Source organism: Streptomyces canarius, from assembly GCF_014650735.1.
Taxonomy (GTDB): domain Bacteria; phylum Actinomycetota; class Actinomycetes; order Streptomycetales; family Streptomycetaceae; genus Streptomyces; species Streptomyces olivaceoviridis.
In genome coordinates, this window is record NZ_BMVN01000044.1 from 15,688 (window position 1) to 36,869 (window position 21,182).

Genomic DNA, 21,182 nt, shown 5'->3' on the forward strand with positions numbered 1-21,182 from the left:
TTACGCTACGGTGCGCAGCGCCGGATCCGGCCCGGTGCATCGATTTGAGACAGTGGCCTCACGGACCCGGGAGCCGCCGGGGCCGGCGGGCTACCGGCGGAGGTTGAGAGATCCTCATGAGCACTACGAGGCTGATCCGGCATGCGGCACCGCTGCGGCAGCAGATCACACGTCTGCTCCGTGAAGACATCCTCAGCGGGGCCTTCCAGCCCGGCGACGCCCTGCGTGAAAGCAGCCTGTGCGAGGCCTACGGAGTCTCGCGCACCGTGGTCAGGGAAGCGCTGCGTCAACTGGAGACCGAGCGGCTGGTGACGGTGGTCGCCCACCACGGGCCTGTCGTGACCGTGCTGACGCCCCAGGACATCGAGAAGATCTACGAGGTGCGGCGCGCCCTTGAGGGCCTGGTGGGCGAACTCTTCGCCGTGCACGCCTCGGAGCAGGTGAGGACCGGGCTGCGGGAGCTCCTGACCGAGATGGAGACGACCTATCTCAGGGGCACCGTCAAGACGCGCGAGGAGGCCAACGAGCGGTTCTACGGACTCCTGCTCGAAGGCGCCGGCAATCCGGTCCTCGCCGAGGAGGTCGCCCGCATCCACGCGCGGGTCCAGATCTTCCGCCGCTACGCCTTCGTGGACGACGAGCGGGCGCGGATCTCCTTCGGGGAGTTCCGGCGCATCGTCGAAGCCGCGGCCGTCGCCTGCGACGCCGCCGCGGCGCGAGCCGCCTGCGAGCACCATGTCAGCGGTGCGGCGGCGCTGGCCGTCGACGAGTACCGCCGCCGTCTGTCCTGAGGTGACGAGCCGCTCGCACGGTCGGGAACCGCCCCTTCAGCTGTCTGCTCGTATGACGAGATGACGCGGAGGGGTGGCATACCGGCCATATCGCCTTATGCTGCGGCTCTGCACGAGAAAGGGAAGGGCATGTCGACTGCGCCAGTCCACGCGTTCAAAGACGAATGGTTGACGGGGAGCACCGACGGCACAGGCGTCGCGCCCGAGCTGCTGAGGTCCTGGGAGCGTTCCCGGGAGGCGCTCGGTGCGCCGTCCAATGTCCGCGAGGTCCCGTACGTGCCGGAAGACGATCTCGATCAGCATCTCCTGGATCTGTTCCAGGCGCCGATGTCACGCTTCTCCGCGGACTTGTCGGGAACGGGTGTCGGTCTCCTGCTGGCGGACGCCCACGGTCGTGTCCTCGGGCGCTGGGCCGCGGACCGTGACGCGTCGCGTCACTTCGAGACGGTGGGAACCGACCGCGGAGCCGTCCTGGACGAGTCGCTCGTGGGCACCAACGGCGTCGGCACGGTCCTGGCGACCGGGCAGAGCGTGCAGATCACGGGTTCGGAGCACTACGCGGACATGTACAGCGACGCCCTGTGCACCGGAACGCCGATCAGGCACCCGCTGACCCGGAAGATCGTCGCCGTGGTGACGTTGTCGAGCGGGCTCATCGAGGGCCGGTCGCTGCTGCGGCCCATGGTCAAGACGGTCGCCGACCAGTTGCGGCAGCACCTCCTCGACGCGGCCTCACCCAAGGCCCGAGCGGTCTTCCAGGCGTTCCTGGACGCCTCGAAGGCGAAGGACGGCGCGATGGTCGGGTTCGGTCCGCAGGGACTGATCATGCAGAACCAGGGCGCTGCCCGGCTGTCCAGCGCGGACGTCACGGCCCTCGGAGAGCTGGCGCGGCGGCGATCCGGAGGCCGGTTCGTCATCGAACTCTCCGGCGGCCTCACCGAGGTCCGGGTGGCACCGGTCGAGGCGGGCGCGGGAGCGATCGTCTCCCTCCACGGGGGCAGGACCCCGGCCACCACCGCGTCGGGCCCGGTCCGGACGCAGCTGATCGGACGCTCGCCGGACTGGATGGCGGCCCGGCACGCGGTCGCACGGAGGCGGGAGGCGGCACGGCCGGTGGTGATCGCGGGCGAGGCCGGCGTCGGGAAGACCTCACTCGCGCTGGGTCTGCCGTTCCGGCCCGGGGAGCCCGGACCGGGCGCCCACATCGTGATCGACACGGTGGAGCGGAGCCTCATCGGGGGGAAGCGATGGCTTCGCGGCATCGCGGAACGGCTGCAAGGCGGAGCACCCGTGATCGTCAAGGGGATCGACGCCCTCGACCCCGCCGCGAGACTCGCGCTGGCCGGCCTGTTGGAGAGGAGCGTTCCCAGGGGCCCGGTGCTGCTCACCGCCACGCTTCGCTCGGCCGCGGAGGCCGAGGAGACGGCGGTGGGCCTCGGGGCGACCCACGTGTGGGTCCCTCCGCTGCGGGAGCGTACCGCCGACCTGCTCGCGTTGTGGCGTCACTTCACGGACCGGGCCATGCCGGGCGTCGGCCTGGAGCCACGTTCGGAGACCCTGGACCTGCTCACCGGGTACGCGTGGCCCCGCAACCTCAAGGAACTGCGGAACGTCGTGGAAGGGCTGGCGCTCGCGGGGAAGCGCGGTTACGTCCTCCCCGGTGACCTGCCGGAGCGGATCCAGGGCGCCCGTACGCTGACCATGATCGAGCGTGCCGAACTCGACGCGATCTCCCGGGCGTTGCGGGAAGCCGAGGGAAACCGCTCCCGCGCCGCGCAGATGCTGGGCCTGTCCCGGGCGACGATCTACCGCAAGATGAAGGCATACAAGCTCACCGACTCGTGACGGGCGTCGCCGAAGCGCCCGCCGCGCGCAGCCGTCACGAGGGAACGGCGCCAGAGCGTGGTCCGCAAGCGGGGCCACCGGACCACGCGCCTACCCCGGCGCGGTCGTCAGCCGACCGTGAGCGACGCCCGTCTGCGTCGATACGGTGGCGGTCCGCGCGTACCGCGAGCATCGCGGTGGCATCGGGGTGGCATCGGGGCGCTGTTCCTGACGCGACCCGGCCGGCTCCCCCGTTCGCCGGACTGGAACGACCCGTTTCGGCGGCGCGCAGCAGTCCGTTCCTTCCGCGGTGGCCCCGGTCGGCACGTCGCGGACGACGCCGGGGTGGTGAGACCTCGCGGAAGGTGCGCGCCACGATGCAGTCGCTCACGCCCAGCGGCAGGAAGACGCCTCCGCCCTGAACCCGCTGCCCGCCGACGGCGGTTCGACCCGGCGTCGGGACCCTCCCGGCCGGGGTACCGACGAGTCCGTCCTGGCCGTCGTCCTGAATCCCGGCCGGGCCGGCGATCCCGGCCGGAGCGGACGGTCAGGGAGATGTCGTCGAAGCCGGGACCGCGGAGCCCGGTCACGACGAGTCGCTCGGCCGCGCCTGTTCGGCCTGGCTCGCCGCGCGACGGTACCGGGACGGGCCGGGCCGGTGCCCGGGGCGTCGGCGGGCCCGTTACTGGGCGAGGTAGCCGCCGTCGATGACGAGTTCGGACCCGGTCACGAAGCTGGCCTCGTCGGAGACGAGGAAGACGACTCCGGCGGCGATCTCCTCGGGTCGTCCGGCGCGGCCCATCGGGGTTCGGGAGATGACGTACTCGTTCACCTCCGGGGCCTGTGCCTCTGTCAGCGGGGTCCGGACGAAACCCGGGTGGACCGAGTTCACGCGGACGCGTTCCCTGGCGTAGCTGACGGCGGCGCTCTTCGACATGTTGCGCACCGCCCCCTTGGTCGCGTGGTAGGCGTGCGCACCGGCGACAGCGGCGCTGCCCCAGATCGAGGAGACGTTGACGATGCTGCCGCCGCCCTGGGCGATCATCTGTGGGATCACCTCGCGCATGCCGAGCCAGGTGCCCGTCTGGTTGACCGCGACGACCCGGTTCCACTCCTCGGTGGTGAGGTCGTGGACGGCTTCGTAGGCGATGACGCCGGCGTTGTTGACGAGGAAGTCGACGTGCCCGTGGCGGTCGACGACCTCGGCGACCACACGCCGCCAGTCGGCTTCGCCGGCCACGTCGAGGGCCGCGTAGGTGACCCCGGCGCCGAAGGAGTCGTCGGCGGCGGCGCGGCTGGTCGCGATGACGGTGGCGCCCTCGGCTGCCATGGCGACGACGATCGCACGGCCGATGCCTCGTGAGGCGCCGGTGACGATGCCGACCTTGCCCTGGAGTCGGTTCATGGATGCTCCCTTGATCTGGTCGGTGGTCGGGCTGGAGGAGAGGATCGCGCCGGCCGGCGGCGAGGCGTCGTGCTTCGGCGTCGGAGTGATCGCCCGGGTGAGGGGAACGGGCCCCGCGAGGGCCTCGGGAGAAGGCTGTCGCGCGGAGGACCGCGTGACGCGAGTCACCGTGAGACGGCGGTGCCTCATTTTGCGACAGCGTTCACCTTCGCCGCCCGGGGGTGGCGATGCTCGGCTTGCCGGGCCGGTGGTGTTCCGGCCCGAGGAACAGCCGATGGCATCAACAATGACGTTGAGGAGCACGCATGCCCCTTCCCCGTCCCTCAGACCCCCTTGGGGAGATCTACGCCGCGTGGAGCGTGGAGTTCGAGGCCAACCCGCAGATGTCGCTCCCACTGATGCGCTGGGTCTTCGAGGACTGGCAGCGAGCGACCACGGAGCCCGAAGGGGTCACCTACGCCACGACCACGATGGGTGGTGTACCGGGCGTCCTCGTGACCCCGCTCGACGCGGATCCCTCCCAGGTGATGGTGGTCATGCACGGCGGGGGGTTCGCGCTCGGATCCTCCGCCAGCCACCGCAAGCTCGCCGGGCACCTGGCCAGGGCCTGCGGAACGCATGCGTTCGTCCTCGACTTCCGGCTGGCACCCGAGTTCCCGTTCCCGGCGCAGATCGAGGACGGCCTCGCCGTCTACCAGGCCCTCCTGGACCGGGGCGTCGAGGCCGACGACGTGTGCTTCGTCGGCGACAGCGCCGGCGGGAACCTCGCGGTCGCGATGACGCTCACACTGCGCCGCGACGGACGCCCGCTGCCCGGACGTGTGCTGACGATGTCCCCGTGGCTGAACATGGAGAACAGCGGTGCCACGATCGAGACCAACAACGACACCGACTTCCTGATCACTCGCGAGGGCCTCGCCGGGAACATCGCCCGGTACCTCTCCGGGGGCGCTGACCCGACGGACCCGTACGTCAACCCGCTCTACGCCACCTACGAGGGGTTCCCGCGGCTCTACGTCTGCGCGGCCGACACCGAATCCCTCTTCGAGGACTCCGAGCGCCTGGTCGCCCTGGCCGAGAAGGCCGGCGTCGACGTGACGTTCTCCGTGGGCAGGGGCATGCAGCACGTCTTCCCCCTCCAGGCCGGGCGACTGGCGCGTGCCGACGAGGAGATCGCCTCCATGGCCGCCTGGTACCGCTCGTGAACAAGGCCCGCCGGCGCTCCGGCGGGACGTCCGACGGCGCCCCGTCGCCTTCCCCGCGCCGCGCGCCCTTTGGGGCCCCATCCGTCATCACCCGGTGAAAGGACCGACACACACATGACCAGCAAGCCCGACTACGACGCCATCGTCATCGGCGCCGGCTTCTCCGGCCTGGCGATGCTCCACCACCTGCGCGAGATCGGTCTTTCGACCCTCGTGGTCGACGGCGAGGACGGCATCGGCGGCACCTGGTGGATCAACCGTTACCCTGGCGTCCGCACCGACAGCGAGTACAGCTACTACTCCTTCTCCTTCTCCAAGGAGGTCCGCGAGGAGTGGACCTGGACCGAGCGGTACCCGACCGGTGCGGAGGTCCTGGCGTACCTCGACTTCGTGGCCGACCGGCTCGACCTGCGCAAGGACATCCGCCTGTCCACCCGCGTGAACAAGGCCGTCTACGACGAGGACGCGAACACGTGGACCGTCCACCTCGGTGACGGCAGCGTCCTGACCACCACCTACCTCGTCTCCGGCATGGGTGTCCTCTCGCAGGCGATCTTCCCCGCCATCGACGGCATCGACACGTTCGAGGGCGAGAAGTACCACTCCTCGACGTGGCCCCGCGACGGCGTGGACCTGACCGGCAAGCGTGTCGGCATCATCGGGCTGGGTGCCTCGGGCATCCAGATGGTGCCGGAGATCGCCAAGGTCGCCGGCGACTTCTACGTCTTCCAGCGCACGCCGAACTTCGTCGTCGAGACCACGAACGACCCGCTGACCGAGGAGGACATGGCCTACCTGCGCGACCACTACGACGAGATCTACGAGAAGGCGGCCAAACACCCCTTCGGCGTCGCGATGGAGCCGGCCGAGCACAGCGCCCTGGAGGTTTCCGCGGAGGAGCGCGACCGGATCTTCGAGAGCAAGTGGAACGAGGGCGGATTCCACTTCGCCAACGAGTGCTTCAACGACCTTGCCACCGACCACGAAGCCAGCGAGCTCGCCTCGGAGTTCATCCGCGGGAAGATCCACGAGATCGTCGAGGACCAGGCCGTCGCCGACCTCCTCTCGCCGACCACCTACTCGTTCAACGGCAAGCGTGTCCCGACCGGCCATAACTTCTACGCGACGTTCAACAGGCCGAACGTGCACCTCGTCGACGTCGCCGCGCAGCCGATCAGCCGGATCTCCGAGCGCGGTGTGGTGGTGGGAGACACCGAGTACGAACTCGACGTGCTGGTCTTCGCCACGGGCTTCGACGCCATGACCGGCACCCTCACCAACATCGACATCGTGGGTCGCGGCGGCCGGACACTGCGTGAGAAGTGGCTCGCCGACGGCCTGAAGTCGAACCTCGGCATCAGCGCCAACGGGTTCCCGAACTTCTTCATGTCCCTCGGCCCGCAGACGCCGTACTCGAACCTGCCGGTCCCCATCCAGCTCGGTGCCCAGTGGCTCCAGAGGGCCATCGCGTGGGCGCGTGAGCACGACGTTCCGTTCCTCGAGGCCACCCCCGAGTCGGAGACCTGGTGGATGCGGGAAACCGAGCGGGCCGGCAAGGCCACCGTCATGTACTCCGAGGGCAAGAAGGCCAAGGCGTGGTTCCTGGGCGACAACCTTCCCGGCAAGCCGGAGGAGTTCCAGGTCTACATGGGCGGCGGACACGTGTACCAGGAGTTCTGCCGTGCGGCTGAGGCGGACGGCTACCGCTCCTTCCTGGCCAACCAGCCGGCCGGGACCGTGGGCGGGGAATCCTGATGGGACGTCTGGAGAACAAGGTCGCCCTGGTCACCGGGGCCGCGATGGGCATGGGCCGGGCGACCGCCGAGCTGTTCGCGGCCGAGGGTGCCGAGGTCGCGGTCACGGACCTGGACGAGGTCAAGGGCCGGGAGGTCGTGGCGGGGATCCGCGCGGCGGGAGGGACCGCGGAGTTCTGGCGCCTGAACGTCGCGCGGGAGGCCGAGGCGAAGTCGGTGATCGACGCGGCGGCAGCGGCATTCGGCGGCCTCGACATCGTCGTCAACTGCGCCGGCGTCATCGGTGTCGACAAGCCGACCCACGAGCTCACCGAGGCGGAGTGGGACGCCGTGTTCGCCGTCGACGTGAAGGGCGTCTTCTTCTGCACCAAGCATGCCGTGCCGCACATGATCGAGCGGGGCAAGGGCAGCATCGTCAACTACTCGTCCATCTACGGAATGATCGGGAACGACGAGTTCACGGCGTACCACGTGGCCAAGGGCGCGGTCACGATGCAGACCAGGCAGGACGCGGCCGGCTACGGCAAGTACGGCATCCGTGTGAACTCGGTGCACCCGAGCACGGTCCTGACCCCGCTGGTCGAGGGCATCGCGGCGGACTTCCCCGGCGGACTGCCGGCCTACGAGGCCCACATGACGGGAAACCAGTCGCTGCGCCGCCTGGGCCGCCCGATCGACGTCGCCTACGGGGTCCTGTACCTGGCCTCGGACGAAGCGGACTGGGTGACGGGCGTGAACCTGCCGATCGACGGCGGCTACACGGCGCGCTGATCATCCCGTTGGCGGGACCGGGGGCCTCCCGAAGCCGGGCGTGGCTGTCAGCCCACGCCCGACCCGGAAGGCCCTCACCTGTCGGGGACGTGTTCGGGTGATCAGCCCAGGACCGCGTCCACCGTCGCGGTGAACTGGTCGGCGGCGCGTTCGATGTCGGACTCGGTGGCCTGGACGGTGACGCCGTAGCCCGCGCCGAGGTAACTGTCCGAGACGCCGATGGAGATGGCCACTGCCCTGGCGAGGATGTCGTCCGTCTGGGGAAGGCTGCCCCGACGGTAGTCGTGCTTGGATTCCGTTCCCGGTGCGCGGAACGGGGCGGGCGAAGCCGTACCGTCGGTGAGAGCCGCGAGTTGCGGCATGTTCCCGTAGTAGTGGCGTCCCGAATGCAGCATGGTCTTCGTCCCGAGGGCGTCGGCGACCGACGTGGCGTCAGCCGGGTGATCGAAGATGTGGATGAGCAGGGTTCCGCATTCGCCCTCGCGGTCGTGGAGCGTGCGTCGCCGCACTCCGTCGCGTGCAGGAATCCTCGCGGCGACAGCGTGCTTCACGGACCGCGTGGCTGCGAGTACCTCGTCGAGCTTGTCCAGTTGCGCGCAGGCGACGGCGCCCGAGAGTTCGGGCATGCGCAGGTTCAGACCGAACAGGATGTCACCGTCTCCGGTGTCGGTACGCAGGGGGAACCACCCCTGGTCCTGGAACGAGTATCCCCGCTGGTACAGATGCGCGTCCGAGGTCAGGACGAATCCTCCTTCCCCGCTGGTGATCACCTTGAACGGGTTCAGCGAGAAGGCACCTACCGTGCCGTGCGTTCCCAGGCGCCGGCCGCGGTACGAGCCGCCGCACGCCTGCGCGACGTCCTCCACGATGGCCAGGTCGTGCCGCTGGGCGATCTCCCGCAGGGCGGCCAGGTCACAGGGCGCTCCCAGCATGTGCACCGCCATGATCGCCTTGGTGCTGGGGGTGATCTTGGCCTCGACGTCCCGGGGATCCAGGGTCAAGGACTCGTCGATCTCGGCCAGGACGGGTGTGGCCCCGCTGTAGACGATGCTTCCGATCGAGGCGATGAAGGTGTATCCGGGCACGATGACCTCGTCGCCGGGGCCGACGCCGATCGCCGCGAGAGCGGTGATCAGGGCCGAGGTGCCGCTGTTCACCGCGACGGCGTGCGGAACGTCGAACAGTGACTGCACCGCCTGCTCGAAGCGGAGTACGAACGACGTGGTCTCAGGCTTGTCGTACGAGTACCGCGTCAACTGCCAGTCCTTGAGCACCGCTTCGACGTTCGCGGCTTCTTCGGTGCCGAGGAACGCGTATCCAGGTCCGGGCATGATGCTGTCCTCTCTCAGGCGTGGTGGAGGTGTCGGCGGATGTCGATCACGGTCATCGAGGCCCTCTCGGCGGCGACGAGCCCGGCTTCGCTGTCCTCCAGGACGAGACACCGGGCCGGTGGTACGCCGAGGGCCGCGGCAGCGGCCAGGAAGATGTCCGGCTCGGGCTTTCCCCGGCGGACGTCCTCACGGGACACCACGACGTCGAAGAGCCCGTCGAGCGCCAGGTGTTCCATGGTCGCCACGATGCTCTGGCGGCGTCCTCCCGAGGCCACCGCCATCGGCATCCGGCCGTGTCCGGCGCGTGCGATGTCGGCCACCGCGGTGATCTCGCGGACCTTGTCGAGCTGCCCCAGGTAGGCCGCCTCGCACTGTTCGACCAGATCCGCCAGGGGCAGCGTGAGTGCGACGTTCTGGTGACGGGAGAGCCACAGGACCGCCTCGTCCGTCGACATGCCCGTGGCGGTCGCGTACCAGTCCGCGTCCACGGTGAGGCCGTGGGGGGCCAGGACCGTGCTCATCGCCGTGTAGTGCGCGGTGAGTGTGTCGGCGAGTGTCCCGTCCCAGTCGAAGACGAGAGCGTCGAAGTCGTCGGCGGGCAGCTGATGGATACTCGGCATCTGGTGCCTTTCCTTGTCAGGCGGATACGGGCGGCACATCGGCGGGGACCGGCGTGGCGTCCCGGCCGGTGATCTTCGCGGCGGCCTTCTCGGCGATGGCGAAGACGGGCGCGGAGATGTTCCCCGTCGTCACCGCGGGGATGACCGAGGCGTCGACGACGCGCAGTCCGCTCAGTCCGTGCACCAGCAGTTCACTGTCCACCACGGCGTCGGTGTCCTTCCCGAGCCGGCAGCTCCCGACCGGGTGGAACTGTGTCTGGGCGTGGGAGCGGCAGAAGTCGGCGAGGTCGGCGGGCGGGTCCTGGTCCCGGCTACTGTCGCGGAATCGCCGCAGGCTGCGGGTGCCGGCCAGACGATGGGCGAGCCGGACTCCCTCGACGAGCGTGTCGACGTCCTCCTGCCGCGAGAGGTAGTCGGGGTCGATGGCCGGGGGCTGCCACGGGTCGGCGGACCGCAGGCTCAGCCGGCCCCGGCTCACCGGGCGGGTGACGGCGGGGCCGATCGTGAAACCCTGACCGAAACCCGAGGCGTCGTTCAGGTCGATCATGGGGGCGAAGGACAGCTGGATGTCCGGAGCGGGCAGCCCGGTCCTGCTGCTGACGAACCCGCCCGCCTCGCCCAGGTTCGAGGACCCCGGGACCGGGAGGGTGCGGTTGGTGGGGAAGCTCACCGAGACCTGCACGTGGTCGTGCAGATTCGCTCCGACGCCGGGCACATCCGCCGCCACCGGGACGCCGTGGGACCTCAACTGGTCGGCTGGACCGATACCGGAGAGCAGCAGCAGGTGCGGAGTGGCGACGGCGCCGGCGCACAGGATCACTTCCCGCTCGGCGTGGAGGGTGACCGGTCGGCCCGCCCGCCAGACCTGGACTCCGGTCGCGGTCGCCCTGTGCACCAGCAGCCGGCTGACCCGTGTACCGGCGAGCACGGTGAGATTGCTCCGGGAGAGGGCCGGTGCGAGATAGGCGTCGGCGGAACTGCACCGTCGTCCTGCCCGGCGCATCAGCCGGTACAGGCCGATCCCGTCCTGCCGGCCGCTGTTGAAGTCGGGGTTGGGGCGGAGTCCGAGTTCCTCCCCCGCGGCGACGAACGCCTCCGCCAGGGGGTGCGGCTCGGACGGGGGTTCCACGCAGAGCAGAGGCCGGTCGTCGGCGGTCCCTTCGACCCGGGCGAACCAGGGGAGGATTCCCCGGCTTCCCCATTCCGCTCCGCCGAAGGACGCCCAGGTGTCGAAGTCGCTCGCGTGGCCCCGGACGTACACCATGGCGTGCATCGAGCTCGATCCCCCGACGAGGCGTCCGCGAGGCCAGCGGATCTGCCGCCCCTTGAGATGACGCTGGGGGACCGTGACATAGGCCCAGTCGAGTTCGCTGCCCATGAGCTGGGGCCACCTGGACGGCTGGGTCACCCTCGGATCCGCGCTCGCATCGGGGCCGGCCTCGATCAAGGCGACGGTGCTTCCCGGGTCGGCGGAGAGGCGGTGGGCGAGTACGCAGCCGGCCAGGCCTGCGCCCACGATGATGTAGTCGTACCGAAGTCGGTGCCGGTGGGACATGTCAGCCCTCGCAGACGATGGGTTCAAGAGGCCAGGAAGCCGCCGTCGATCCCCACGACCTGGCCGTTGACGTAGGAGGCGGCATCGGAGAGCAGGAACAGGACCACTGCGCCGACTTCCGAGGGCTCCCCCACCCTGCCCGCGGGTACCAGTCGACTCCAGTTCGCGGCCCCTTCGTCGGCGGTGACCGAGTTCAGGTACATGTCGGTCGCTATGGGGCCCGGGGCGATGCCGTTGACGCGCACGCCGAACTCCGCGTATTCCAGCGCCGCGGATCTGGTCAGCGCCACTGCCGCGTTCTTGGACGCCGCGTAGGCGCCCACTCCGGGGAAGACCGTGCGGTACCCGTGGACCGAGATGTTGTTGACGATGGATCCGGTGCCGGCCTCCGTCATCGTGTGCAGCTCGTGTTTCATGCACAGCCACAGACCGCGGGCGTTGACCGCCATGGCGCCGTCGAAGACGTCCTCGGTGAGGTCCGCCACCCGGCCGGTCGCCGACGCACCGGCGTTGTTGAACGCGCAGTCGAGCCGGCCGTAGGCGCGGACGGCGATGTCCACGGCCCGCTCCACCTGTTCCGCGCTGGTGACGTCGGTGGACACGTAGGTCGCCTCACCTCCGCGTTCCCTGATCTCGTCGACCACGGCCTGCCCCTGTTCGGCGCGGCGAGCGGCGATGACCACCTTCATCCCGCATTCGGCAGCCGCGAGGGCCGTGCTGCGACCGATTCCGGCGTTCCCACCGGTGATCAGCACGACGCGGTCGGCGAGGCGGGCGGGTATGTCGACGAGATCCCTGAGACGGGCACGGGCCTTCACCGGTTCGTCCCGTGGTGAGCGAGCTTCGGCTCCTGACGCTCGCCCAGGCGCCGCATGTGCTGTGCGGCGTCGGAGATCTCCTCGGTGCTCACGTCGTTGAGGAAGGTGGCACGGCCGATCTCCCGCACGACGGGCAGGTTCTGGTTGCCGTTGCGGTGACGCATCGTGTCGGTCAGCGCCTGCATCAGGAGAGCGGTGTCGCCGAAAGCGGGATGCCAGGTGCGAAGTCCCAGTCCTGCGGCTGTCGCGGCGATCCTGTCGATCGTGTGGTGGCCGAGGTATCCGCGTCCGTGGGCGATGACCGCGGACAGCAGGCAGTCCAGGGCCACGGCCTCACCGTGCAGCAGTTCGTGGACGTGGCGCATCTCGACCAGAGGGCTGAAGGAGTGCCCGTGGTCCACCGCGCGCCGGAGTTCCTTCTCCCAGAGGTTGTTCTCCAGTTCGTCGATCATGCCGGCGATCGCCCGCCCGATCGCCTCGGCGGCCGTCGTGGACTGGAACTTCCCCGCGACCAGCGCTGGGCCGCAGCGCTCCAGGAGTTCGAAGAGGGCGGCGTCCTTGATGAGCCCCATCTTGAAGATCTCGCCCGCGCCATTGCTGATGTGCCGTGCGGACACGGTACGCAGGAAGGTGGGGTCGATCAGGGTGAGCGGCGGCGGGTTGTACGAGCCGATGCGGTTGCGGTAGCCCTGGTAGTTCACCCCCGTTTTGGCAGCGACGCTGACATCGACCTGGGCGAGCAGGGTCGTGGGAATGCGCGTGTGCGGTATGCCACGGCGGTACAGGCTCGCCGCGAGGCCGACGACGTCCAGGACGACGCCGCCCCCGATGGCCACGGGAGCGTCGCTCACGCGCAGGGTGCCGACATCGTTGAGGGCGCTGATGATCCCCAGGACCTGGCCCATCGTCTTGCGGTTCTCGTCACCGGAGAGCTCAAGTAATCGGTGGGAGATGTTGTATTCCTTGAGGTATTGCTCGATGCGGGCGCCGTACAAGCGGGCGACCGCGTGGTCGACCAATACCAGCCTGAGACCGCCTCGTGCGTCGCTGGTGAGGATGTCGGCCAGCGTGGGGTTGGCGGGGTCGAGGAGACCGGGCGTTTCGCGGATGTCGTAGCGGACGTCGAGTCGGGTACTGACCGTCCAGCGACTGGGGGGCATGGGGTGGTTTCCTTCCGGTGCTTCCGGTACGGGCGGCCGGGCATGACTGACCGGCACATGGCGGGAGTTGGGGGACGGGAGGGCAGGGAGCGCGGAGGGGTCTGCTTCCGGCGGGCCGGTCGACTGGTCAGGTTCTGGAGCCCAGCAGCAGGCCGAGCGTCGCGCCGCAGAGGAGCACGGGGATCATCAGGAAGGCGAGGTGTATTCCCACCGAGTCGGCGAGGGAACTCAGGATGTACGGGCTTCCGGCGGCGGCGAGACCTTCGCCCACGCCGATGCGGGCCATCGCCCGGTCGGGCCGGCCGTGTGAAGCCGCGATCGCCCGGGAAGCGGTGAGCGGGAATTGCAGCGCTATTCCGAAGCCGCACAGCACGAGTCCGGACAGCGCTGTCCAGGGAGTGGTCGTCCACCAGAAGACCGCGAAGCCGAGCAGATTGACGCCGATGCTCCCTGCCAGCAGGAGCCCGCTCGACCAGCGGTTCGTCAGCCGGCTGCCCGCCAGGCGGACGGAGACCATGCCCAGGAGCATGGCCGTGACGCCCATGGTCGCGGCGCCGCTGCTCATCCCCGCACGGTCGCGCAGCTCCTGGGAAGCCCAGAACGTCATCGCCAGTTCCACCCCGGCGCACAGGAGGAACACGCACCAGGAGACCCAGAAGGCATACCCGAGTCCGCCTCCCGCAGGGGACCGGTCGCCGGGGGAGTCCGGAGCCCGCCGCGTGTCGGGCAGCCGTGTCCGCCGGGATGCCAACAGGACCACGGCGACGAACGGGATGACCGGAAGGAGTCCGGCCCGGCTGTCGAGGCCGACCGTGGCCGCGGTCCCCAGGGCGAGCGGAGCGAGCAGTCCCACGCCGAGGCTGACGCCGTTGGCTTCGCTGATCGCGGCGGGTGCGGCGCTGTCGTGGTGGTCCGACAGAGCGGCCGCGGTGGTGTTGACGACGACGTTGGCCGCGTATCCGGCGATGAGCGCGCCGCACAGGGTGACCACGAACGTGCCGCCCGCGTAGTAAACGGCCGTGCCGACGGCCAGCGTGCACAGGGCGGCCCGCTGTACGGCGTCGCGCCCTCGCCACGAGGCCAGCAGCGCGCTGCTGCTGCCGGCCGCGACGGCACCGATGCCCAGGGCCGCGCCGTGGAGGGCCGCCGCTTGCGGGGAGAACCCGAGTTCGTCGATGAGCAAGGGGATCGAGGGGCCGAAGCCGTACATGAAGTACCCGACGGCGGACAGTTCCGCGAACAGCACCCACGTCACGCGGTCCCGGTGAAATCGCCGCCCCACCTGCACAGAAGCGTCTAATCGTGGCGGCTTGGCCGCGGACTCCATCCGTACTCCCTCGCGCAGCATGTGGTAGGGGCGAGCGGCTTCGTTGCAGCGGAAGACTTTATTAAGTACCTTACTTTATATATGCACGGGGCAACGGAGTGTCAAGGGGGACCCGGTCGTGCCGGAGTTGAATAATCGCCAAAATCGAACACCGGCCGACCTTCGGCGCGCGAACGCCAAGGAGGTCCTCCGCGTCCTGCGGGACTCCGGCCCGCTGCGCATCAGTGACATATCGGACCGGACCGGGATCTCGCGCCCCACAGTCACCCAACTCGTCGCCTCCCTCGAAGCCGACGCCCTCGTGGAATACGTCGACGACCGCACCGCCGGGACGGAGGGTCCCCGCCTGGGGAGGCCGGCACGGTTGGTGCGTTTCCGTGCCGAGACGGGCTACGTGCTGGGGGCGGAGGTGGGCCCCAGTCGCCTGCTCCTCGTCGTGATGGACATGGCCGGTCACATCGTCACGGGCCGCGAAGCACGCCCTGCCTCGGCGCGGGGCATGGACGACCTGGTGACGGAACTCCAGTCCGAGATCGAGGCGTTGCTGGCGGCGGCCGGAATAGAGCACGGCATGGTCAGGAGGCTGGTGGTGGGCGTCCCCGGTCTCGTCGACCACCGGAACCGTACCCTGGCCCAGGGGTCGCGCCTGGTCCGGTGGAACAGCGACAACCACTGCACCCGGCTGCGCGAACGGTTCGGCTTCCCGGTGTTCTTCGAGAACGACGTCAACCTCGCGGTGATCGGCGAATCGCGGCGCGGAGCCGCACGGGGACTCGGCACCGTGGCCTACGTCCACTGGGGAACCCGTGTCGGGGCGGGCATCCTGGTGTCCGGCCGCCTCCATACGGGCGCCTCGTCGGCGGCAGGCGAGATAGGACACATGGTTCTCGATTCCCCGCACACGTCCCGCGCCCGCCACTCCTCCGACCAGGGCACCTTCGAGCAGGCGGTGGGCGCGGCGGCCATCGCGGCGCTCGGCAGAGCGGCCGCACGACGCCCCGACGGCCAGGCGCTGCGCGCACTCGCCGGCGGAGACGCCGCATCGGTTCGGGCGACCACCGTCTTCGCCGCCGCCCAGGCCGGGGACCCGGTGGCGCGGGCGATCGCCGACGACTTCATCACCCGCTTCGCCGTAGGACTGGCACCGCTGATCCTCGTCCTCGACCCGGACATCGTGGTGCTGGGGGGAGGCGTCGTCCAGGGCGGCACCTGGGTGCTCGACGTCCTGCGGCAGAAACTCGTCTCCCGCACCCTGCTGCCCCCGCCCCTCGCCCTGTCCTCCCTGCACAACCAGGCCGCTGCCGTCGGAGGCGCCTGTATGGCACTGGAAGCCATCGAATCGGACCTGCTGCCCGCTTCGTCCAGCCGGCCGGGAAACCGCTGACCAACGCGGCGGACCGGGCGGGGCTCCGCCGGCCTCACCGCATCGGCCGACGACGACTTCGGCGAGACGCCCCGCCCCGACCACACCCTCACCGTTCTCCCCGTCTTCGCCACAGGGGCCGCAGGGTGCTCCATAGCCCCGGCACCGCACGGGGGGCGACGCTGGTGGTCGGCTCGCCCGCCGGGCGGGGCGACGGTGGCACGTCCGCGCCCGGCTCCGGGCTCACGGCCTGACTCACCGGTGCGGCCCGCGCGTCCGGCGGTATCCGGCGTTCGGGCATCTCGGACCCTCTTCTCCCTGTATCGGCGGCAACCTGGCCGGCGTTGCAGTACAGGAGTCGGGGCGAGAACGGGGGAGTTCCCGGGGCCTCATGTGACCTGGGTCACTGTGATGGTGGAGGGTGCGGCCTTCGCGCACGGCGGGTCGTACGCCCGGGGGAGCGCTGAACGCCGCGCGCAGGTGGCGGGACGGGCCGGCATGGGGGCGCGCCAAGGTCCTCCCCGCTCTCACCGGCGGGCGGGCCGGGGCCGCTCACGTGGGGCTGCCCGTCGGCGGTCCGCTGGGCCGTCGGTGTGCGTGTCTTTCGTCTCAGGGCGCCTGCCTGGCCGGCCCGCGCAGGGCCCGCTCGGCAGGTGTTCCGGGGTCAGCGGTGATCAGGACAACTTCCTGGTCATCCTCGGGCACGAGCAGGGAGCACACGACCCAACCCCCAGTTCACCCCGGGAAGCGGGCGCGCTGCCGCCTACCGGTCGTCCAAGGCCGCCCTCAACGCCCTCCCCGTCTTCTACGCCCAGACGCCGGCCGAGGACGGCGTCAAGGTCAACTCGTTCGCCCCCGGCCTGCGGGTCACCGATCTCAACCCCGGGCCGCTGACGGCGGTGACCCGGCCGAGGCCGCGCAGGGCGCCGTCCACCTGGCCTTGCTTCCGGACGACGGTCCCACCGGCGGCTTCTTCTCCTGGGACGGAACGCCCGTGCCCTGGTGATGGTTCATCAGTCATGGGTGGCCCCGGGGACGGGTGTCGCAGCGGTGGGTGGTCCACGCGATCGAGCAGATCCTCGGGGAGAGCGCCCAGCCCCAGCTGCCTACACCCGCTCCTGTCAGCAGCCTGGCCGCCGCCCAGGCCCCGCTGGACGGATACTCGGTAGACGGTGACGGACACCCCGCACAGGCCGCCTGCGTCCACCGCGGCCTGCCGCCACATCCGCGGCGGACCGTCCGACCGTCCAGGAGGCTCTCCTTTCCCGGTACAGAGGGGGGCTGGCCGTACCATCGAGCGACCCGTTGGCCGGATGGTGCGGCAGGTTTCGGGCAGCGAGGCTGAACGCGTTCGGATCCACCCAGCAAAAAGGGAACCCTCTGTGTTCAGCCTCAAGCCGCCGCGCCGCCGTACCGCCCGCACCGTTGCCGTCGGCGCTCTCGTCGCCGCGTCCTGCGTCACTGTCATGGCCGGCAGCGCCGGAGCCATCGTCAACGGGTCGGACTCAACCGAGAGTTACCCCTTCATGGCGGTCATTCCGGCGTCGGCCCCGGACCAGGGACTGCGCGACGGGAACTGTGGGGCGTCGCTGATCGACCAGCGATGGGTGCTGACGGCGGCTCACTGCGTGAAGGTCGAGGGGCTCAAGCTGGACGGCATCGTGCGCGTCGGTAGCGACCACCGCAAGTCCGGCGGCACCGTCCGGAAGATCGACCGGACCTTCGTCCATCCCGGCTATGTGAACGGCGACGACAAGGCCGCCAACAAGAACGACATCGCGCTGATACGCCTGGACCGCCCGGTCGCCCAGCAGCCCATCGAAATCGCCGAGCAGGCAGGGCCGCCCGGCACCGCGACCCGGCTCCTGGGCTTCGGCACCACCGTCGACACCGCGTTCAAGTTCCCGGCCCGATTGCAGGAGCTGAACACCCGCAGGGGCGCCGAGTCCGAGTGCGCGCCCGGCTACGCGGACCGGACCCGGCTGTGCACGATCACCACCGTGCCCAAGGCCATGGCGTGCTTCGGGGACTCCGGCGGACCGCAGATCCAAAAGGGCCGGAACGGCCGCTGGGAGCTGATCGGCGTCACCTCGGGGCCCGGCGCCCCGAACGTGCCGTGCTCGCAGGGCCCCGGCCTCTACACCAACGTGCCCGTCTACGCGGGCTGGATCGGCAAGACCATGAAGACCAACAGCGCCGCGCCGACCGCGGCCAAGGGCTCCGACCTCGCCGAGACCGGCACGAACGACAACACCCCGGCAATCGTCGGCGTGGCTGCCGCGCTGATCGCCACCGGTGGCGGCACCGCCCTCGCCGTACGCCGCCGCAAGACCCGCACCGCGCGCTGAGCGAAACCGCCGCAACGGGTGATGAAGAGTCACTTCGGCCAGCCGACGTTGGCCGTCGCCTTCTCCAGCGGGTCGTCGCCGAGCAGGATGTAGCCCACCCTGAGCTTGGTGCCGTTCTTCTCCCGGACGCCGTTGCCGTCGGCCTTCCAGCCGGCCGCGTCGAGCGTCTTCTCGGCGTCGTCGGGCGCGTCTTGATCACCGACGAGACGTTGTCCGAGTAGCCCTTCTGGAAACTGTAGAGCAGCGCCGAGCCGGGAAGGGGCTCGGAGTAGTCCAGGCCCTGGAACTGGATCTTGGCGATCTGTGTCCTGTCGATGCTCTCCAGCAGTGCCTTGCGCACGTCGACGTCCTTGAGCACCGCGGACTTCGAGTTGACGTAGAGCGAGTACTCGAAGGGGCCGCCGCCGCGACGGTCTCGGTTCCGTTGACGCCGCTGATCTGCTTCAAGCCCTCGGCGCTGCCTGTGGACGCGTAGTCGACCTGCCCGTGCCGACGGTGTAGGGACCCGCGTCCCATTCGGGATGCGCCTTCTTCACATAGGCGTCGTTGAAGTTGGCGACCGTGGCGGCCTTGGGATGCAGGAACGTCGTGCACAGGCTCGACCACCACGTGTCGACTCCCTTGAGGTCGATGACGGCCTGCCGGTCGTCGGTGCCGCGGGTGACCGAGACGATGTTCCGGTAGCCCGCGGTGTTGGTCGCGTTGTAGTCCTTGTTCGAGCCGAAGGGAGTAGATCCTGGCAGGACCCCTCAGTCTCGTAGCAACCCGGCCGGTGGCCGGGTCGAACACAAGCATGTCCGTTCCGTCGGCCACGACGCCCCGCCGCGCGCCGACGGCGATCACTGGTTCCGCCATCGGGTTTTCGAGCGTGAGGGACCACAGTGCGGGGTCGGTCGCGGCGTCGAAGGCATGCACCTGCTCCCCGCCCACATGCACGAGGGTGCGCCCGTCCGGGGAAACTGGAGGAACTGGAAGAAGGCACGGGCCGGGTCAACGTGTTCCCGGACGCAGCTCTCCGTCGTGAGATCCCAGCCGCGCAGCGTGCGGCATCCTGGCCGGGGACGCCCTGATCCGGCGGCGTGGCTCATCCGGCTGCGCGACCTGCTCGACCGGCATCAGCCGGCCCATGACGTCGCCCAGACCCTGGCCGAGATCCGCGGTGTGGGCGGGTTCACCTCGTTCGCCCTCCCTCCCACTGCCGAGGAACTTCTCACCGAGGCGACCGGCCTGCCCGAGGACGAGGTCACCGCCCTCGTGCCCCGGAGCGCAGGTTCGACGCGGACGAGACGTGCGACACGGCCCCCGGCTACCCCCCTTGCGGTAGCCGTCCCGGCCGACAGCGTCACGACCGTCGACGGCTCATGGGAGCAGCAGCTCGCGTGGGCAGAGCCCCACCCCACCGCCAGCATCCGCGACAAGGCTGCCCAGGTCCGCAGGGACCTGGCCGAGCTGACCACCCGGCGCGCCACCGACAGCGCGCAGCACGAGGCCGAAAAACGCGTCGCCAAGCTTGGCCGGGGCGGTCGTCCCGGCCAAGGGGCAGCACCCCCGCACCTCGTCGTGAACGGCTTGGGTAGTGACGTCGAGCCGGTGACCGTTTACGTGCGAGATCTCGCCTTGAGCGGGGCGGTCTCCGGTCAGGCTTCCGGGCTGACGAATTCGTACTCGACGGTGAAGAAGAACGCGGAGCGTTCGAGGTCGATGAAGTTGCCCTCGTCCTCCAGGAGGGCGAGGTTGGCCTTGAGGCGTTCCTCGGTCATCGTCGTCCCGTCGCCGAACTCGTCGGCGTCGATCCAGACTTCGGCGAGTCCGTCGAAGGGTTCGATGGCATTGCGGGAGGCGGTGAACTGCTCGGTGAGGGGGCCGGGGAGCAAGTGACTCTGGACGTAGCGGCGGATGGCGAGGGTGCCGGCGACTGCCTGCACGATCCGCGAGTGGTTCTTCAGCCAGTAACGTGTGAACTCCTCCGCGGGCAGATCGGCCCGGCGGCGGATGCAGGCGACGCCTTTGACGAGTTGTGCCATCAGGAATCTCCGGTATGGGGTCGGGGTGGGCGCAGCGGGGCCGTGGTGGTCGTCTGGCTGTCCTGGGCGCCCGGGCTGGTGGTGCTCCTGTGACTCGTAGGGCGCTGATCTTACCGACACCTGCGGACCTGTCCGGCGGTCGCCGGCACCGCCGCAACCCCGGACCGACCCTCCCTCCCATCCATCTCGGAGATCCATTGACGAGCCACATATCCGCCGTCACCTCGGTGTCACGGCTCGGAGAACACGTGCGGCGCCGCGCCGTATCCGGTCGGGGTCGAGCACCTGCGCGCCCACCTTCCGGGCGTGCTCAAGACGACCGCCTCAGGATGCGCCTGCTGTCAGGTCGTCGAGCGCAGACGGTCCAGCTCGTCCCCGATGGCTTCGCGCAGCGGATCGTGCTGCGGACCGAGTGAGTACTGCTCGTCGGTCCACCTGTCGCGGGGGTAGAGCCATACCGGCATGCGCGCCAGGTCGGTCGGCTCCCACTCGAACCGGGGCCACACGTGCGCATGCAGGAACCCGTCGGTGTTGCCGAGGATCTCCAGATTGACCCGCCGGAAGGCCGCATCCATGCGACGGGATGCCCGCTCGACTGCTTCTCCGAGTCGGTCCATGTCGGACAGGAAGGCCAGCCGCTTGTCCCTGGGCAGGTCCGACAGTCTTTCCACCTTGGGATCGTCCGCCAGGAGCACCGAGTAGCCCGGGAGGAACTGCACATCGCCGATCGCTGCGAACCCCGCGGTCAAGCGCCGCACGACTGCGGGGTTCTCGCCTCGCAGGGCACTCCCGATCCGATCCGTCCGCCAGTCGTCAACCATGTCCAGAACCTACCCGGTCGCGATCACCACCCGGAACAAGGGGGACTGGCGACCTGGGCGGCTTG

17 protein-coding genes and 2 pseudogenes are annotated in these 21,182 nt (G+C 69.8%); 8 read left to right on the plus strand and 11 right to left on the minus strand.

What is annotated here, in order from left to right:
* Positions 1 to 116 precede the first annotated feature (116 nt).
* Positions 117 to 791, plus strand: a complete 675-nt coding sequence (locus IE294_RS37635) for a GntR family transcriptional regulator (protein WP_189893710.1) — start codon at positions 117 to 119, stop codon at positions 789 to 791.
* 168 nt (positions 792 to 959) lie between these two features.
* Positions 960 to 2,636, plus strand: coding sequence for a sigma-54-dependent Fis family transcriptional regulator (locus tag IE294_RS37640; protein WP_189893712.1), 1,677 nt, complete (start codon positions 960 to 962; stop codon positions 2,634 to 2,636).
* Between the two features lie 661 nt (positions 2,637 to 3,297).
* Here IE294_RS37640 and IE294_RS37645 read toward each other — a convergent pair.
* Positions 3,298 to 4,020, minus strand: a complete 723-nt coding sequence (locus tag IE294_RS37645; RefSeq protein WP_189893714.1) for an SDR family NAD(P)-dependent oxidoreductase — start codon at positions 4,018 to 4,020, stop codon at positions 3,298 to 3,300.
* Between the two features lie 305 nt (positions 4,021 to 4,325).
* Here IE294_RS37645 and IE294_RS37650 point away from each other — a divergent pair, with 305 nt between their 5' ends.
* The 3 genes from IE294_RS37650 (at position 4,326) to IE294_RS37660 (ending at position 7,750) form a co-directional block, all read left to right on the plus strand.
* The gene (locus tag IE294_RS37650) at positions 4,326 to 5,225 is read left to right on the plus strand and encodes an alpha/beta hydrolase (RefSeq protein WP_189893716.1); all 900 of its coding nucleotides are present in this window, start codon (positions 4,326 to 4,328) and stop codon (positions 5,223 to 5,225) included.
* Positions 5,226 to 5,339: 114 nt separating this feature from the next.
* Positions 5,340 to 6,980, plus strand: a complete 1,641-nt coding sequence (locus IE294_RS37655; RefSeq protein WP_189893718.1) for a flavin-containing monooxygenase — start codon at positions 5,340 to 5,342, stop codon at positions 6,978 to 6,980.
* Entirely contained in the window at positions 6,980 to 7,750 is a 771-nt protein-coding gene (locus IE294_RS37660) for an SDR family NAD(P)-dependent oxidoreductase (RefSeq protein WP_189893720.1), read from the plus strand. Before IE294_RS37655 ends, IE294_RS37660 begins: the two co-directional genes overlap by 1 nt.
* A gap of 101 nt (positions 7,751 to 7,851) precedes the next feature.
* Here the strand turns inward: IE294_RS37660 and IE294_RS37665 are convergent, their stop codons facing one another.
* The 6 genes from IE294_RS37665 to IE294_RS37690 all read right to left on the minus strand — a co-directional run bounded on the left by IE294_RS37665 (position 7,852) and on the right by IE294_RS37690 (position 14,489).
* Positions 7,852 to 9,081, minus strand: a complete 1,230-nt coding sequence (locus tag IE294_RS37665; protein ID WP_189893722.1) for a DegT/DnrJ/EryC1/StrS family aminotransferase — start codon at positions 9,079 to 9,081, stop codon at positions 7,852 to 7,854.
* A 14-nt stretch (positions 9,082 to 9,095) separates the two neighbouring features.
* Complete coding sequence (locus tag IE294_RS37670) at positions 9,096 to 9,701, minus strand: HAD family hydrolase (protein ID WP_189893724.1); 606 nt, start codon at positions 9,699 to 9,701, stop codon at positions 9,096 to 9,098.
* Positions 9,702 to 9,717: 16 nt separating this feature from the next.
* On the minus strand, positions 9,718 to 11,256 hold the full coding sequence (locus IE294_RS37675; protein WP_189893726.1) for a GMC family oxidoreductase: 1,539 nt from the start codon (positions 11,254 to 11,256) through the stop codon (positions 9,718 to 9,720).
* Between the two features lie 23 nt (positions 11,257 to 11,279).
* Positions 11,280 to 12,074 (minus strand): SDR family NAD(P)-dependent oxidoreductase, encoded by a 795-nt coding sequence (locus IE294_RS37680; protein ID WP_189893728.1) that lies wholly within the window; start codon positions 12,072 to 12,074, stop codon positions 11,280 to 11,282.
* Positions 12,071 to 13,234 (minus strand): sedoheptulose 7-phosphate cyclase, encoded by a 1,164-nt coding sequence (locus IE294_RS37685; RefSeq protein WP_189893730.1) that lies wholly within the window; start codon positions 13,232 to 13,234, stop codon positions 12,071 to 12,073. The genes IE294_RS37680 and IE294_RS37685 overlap by 4 nt, the downstream gene beginning before the upstream one ends.
* Before the next feature lie 127 nt (positions 13,235 to 13,361).
* Entirely contained in the window at positions 13,362 to 14,489 is a 1,128-nt protein-coding gene (locus tag IE294_RS37690; RefSeq protein ID WP_189893732.1) for an MFS transporter, read from the minus strand.
* Between the two features lie 190 nt (positions 14,490 to 14,679).
* Between IE294_RS37690 and IE294_RS37695 the strand changes: the two genes are divergently transcribed.
* Entirely contained in the window at positions 14,680 to 15,945 is a 1,266-nt protein-coding gene (locus IE294_RS37695; RefSeq protein ID WP_189893734.1) for an ROK family transcriptional regulator, read from the plus strand.
* A 588-nt stretch (positions 15,946 to 16,533) separates the two neighbouring features.
* Here IE294_RS37695 and IE294_RS48170 read toward each other — a convergent pair.
* A pseudogene (locus IE294_RS48170) lies at positions 16,534 to 16,635 on the minus strand (transcriptional regulator); the annotation flags it as partial.
* Positions 16,636 to 16,637: 2 nt separating this feature from the next.
* On the opposite strand from IE294_RS48170, the pseudogene IE294_RS48175 reads away from it, so the two are divergent.
* Both IE294_RS48175 and IE294_RS37700 read left to right on the plus strand, forming a co-directional pair.
* A pseudogene (locus tag IE294_RS48175) lies at positions 16,638 to 16,930 on the plus strand (Rossmann-fold NAD(P)-binding domain-containing protein); the annotation flags it as partial.
* Between the two features lie 376 nt (positions 16,931 to 17,306).
* The gene (locus tag IE294_RS37700; protein ID WP_189893736.1) at positions 17,307 to 18,272 is read left to right on the plus strand and encodes a trypsin-like serine protease; all 966 of its coding nucleotides are present in this window, start codon (positions 17,307 to 17,309) and stop codon (positions 18,270 to 18,272) included.
* A gap of 195 nt (positions 18,273 to 18,467) precedes the next feature.
* Here the strand turns inward: IE294_RS37700 and IE294_RS48180 are convergent, their stop codons facing one another.
* From IE294_RS48180 to IE294_RS37715, 3 genes are all read right to left on the minus strand, one after another.
* The gene (locus tag IE294_RS48180; RefSeq protein ID WP_306433505.1) at positions 18,468 to 19,208 is read right to left on the minus strand and encodes a PQQ-binding-like beta-propeller repeat protein; all 741 of its coding nucleotides are present in this window, start codon (positions 19,206 to 19,208) and stop codon (positions 18,468 to 18,470) included.
* Positions 19,209 to 19,909: 701 nt separating this feature from the next.
* Positions 19,910 to 20,296, minus strand: coding sequence for an EthD domain-containing protein (locus IE294_RS37710; protein ID WP_189893738.1), 387 nt, complete (start codon positions 20,294 to 20,296; stop codon positions 19,910 to 19,912).
* A gap of 341 nt (positions 20,297 to 20,637) precedes the next feature.
* Entirely contained in the window at positions 20,638 to 21,117 is a 480-nt protein-coding gene (locus tag IE294_RS37715) for an HIT family protein (RefSeq protein ID WP_189893740.1), read from the minus strand.
* Positions 21,118 to 21,182: the final 65 nt, after the last annotated feature.

Bases quoted from the DNA above. Each gene is read 5' to 3' on its own strand.
- IE294_RS37635 (WP_189893710.1), top strand. From the start codon at position 117: ATGAGCACTACGAGGCTGATCCGGCATGCGGCACCGCTGCGGCAGCAG.
- IE294_RS37645 (WP_189893714.1), bottom strand. From the start codon at position 4,020: ATGAACCGACTCCAGGGCAAGGTCGGCATCGTCACCGGCGCCTCACGA.
- IE294_RS37650 (WP_189893716.1), top strand. From the start codon at position 4,326: ATGCCCCTTCCCCGTCCCTCAGACCCCCTTGGGGAGATCTACGCCGCG.
- IE294_RS37655 (WP_189893718.1), top strand. From the start codon at position 5,340: ATGACCAGCAAGCCCGACTACGACGCCATCGTCATCGGCGCCGGCTTC.
- IE294_RS37660 (WP_189893720.1), top strand. From the start codon at position 6,980: ATGGGACGTCTGGAGAACAAGGTCGCCCTGGTCACCGGGGCCGCGATG.
- IE294_RS37665 (WP_189893722.1), bottom strand. From the start codon at position 9,081: ATGCCCGGACCTGGATACGCGTTCCTCGGCACCGAAGAAGCCGCGAAC.
- IE294_RS37670 (WP_189893724.1), bottom strand. From the start codon at position 9,701: ATGCCGAGTATCCATCAGCTGCCCGCCGACGACTTCGACGCTCTCGTC.
- IE294_RS37675 (WP_189893726.1), bottom strand. From the start codon at position 11,256: ATGTCCCACCGGCACCGACTTCGGTACGACTACATCATCGTGGGCGCA.
- IE294_RS37685 (WP_189893730.1), bottom strand. From the start codon at position 13,234: ATGCCCCCCAGTCGCTGGACGGTCAGTACCCGACTCGACGTCCGCTAC.
- IE294_RS37710 (WP_189893738.1), bottom strand. From the start codon at position 20,296: ATGGCACAACTCGTCAAAGGCGTCGCCTGCATCCGCCGCCGGGCCGAT.
- IE294_RS37715 (WP_189893740.1), bottom strand. From the start codon at position 21,117: ATGGTTGACGACTGGCGGACGGATCGGATCGGGAGTGCCCTGCGAGGC.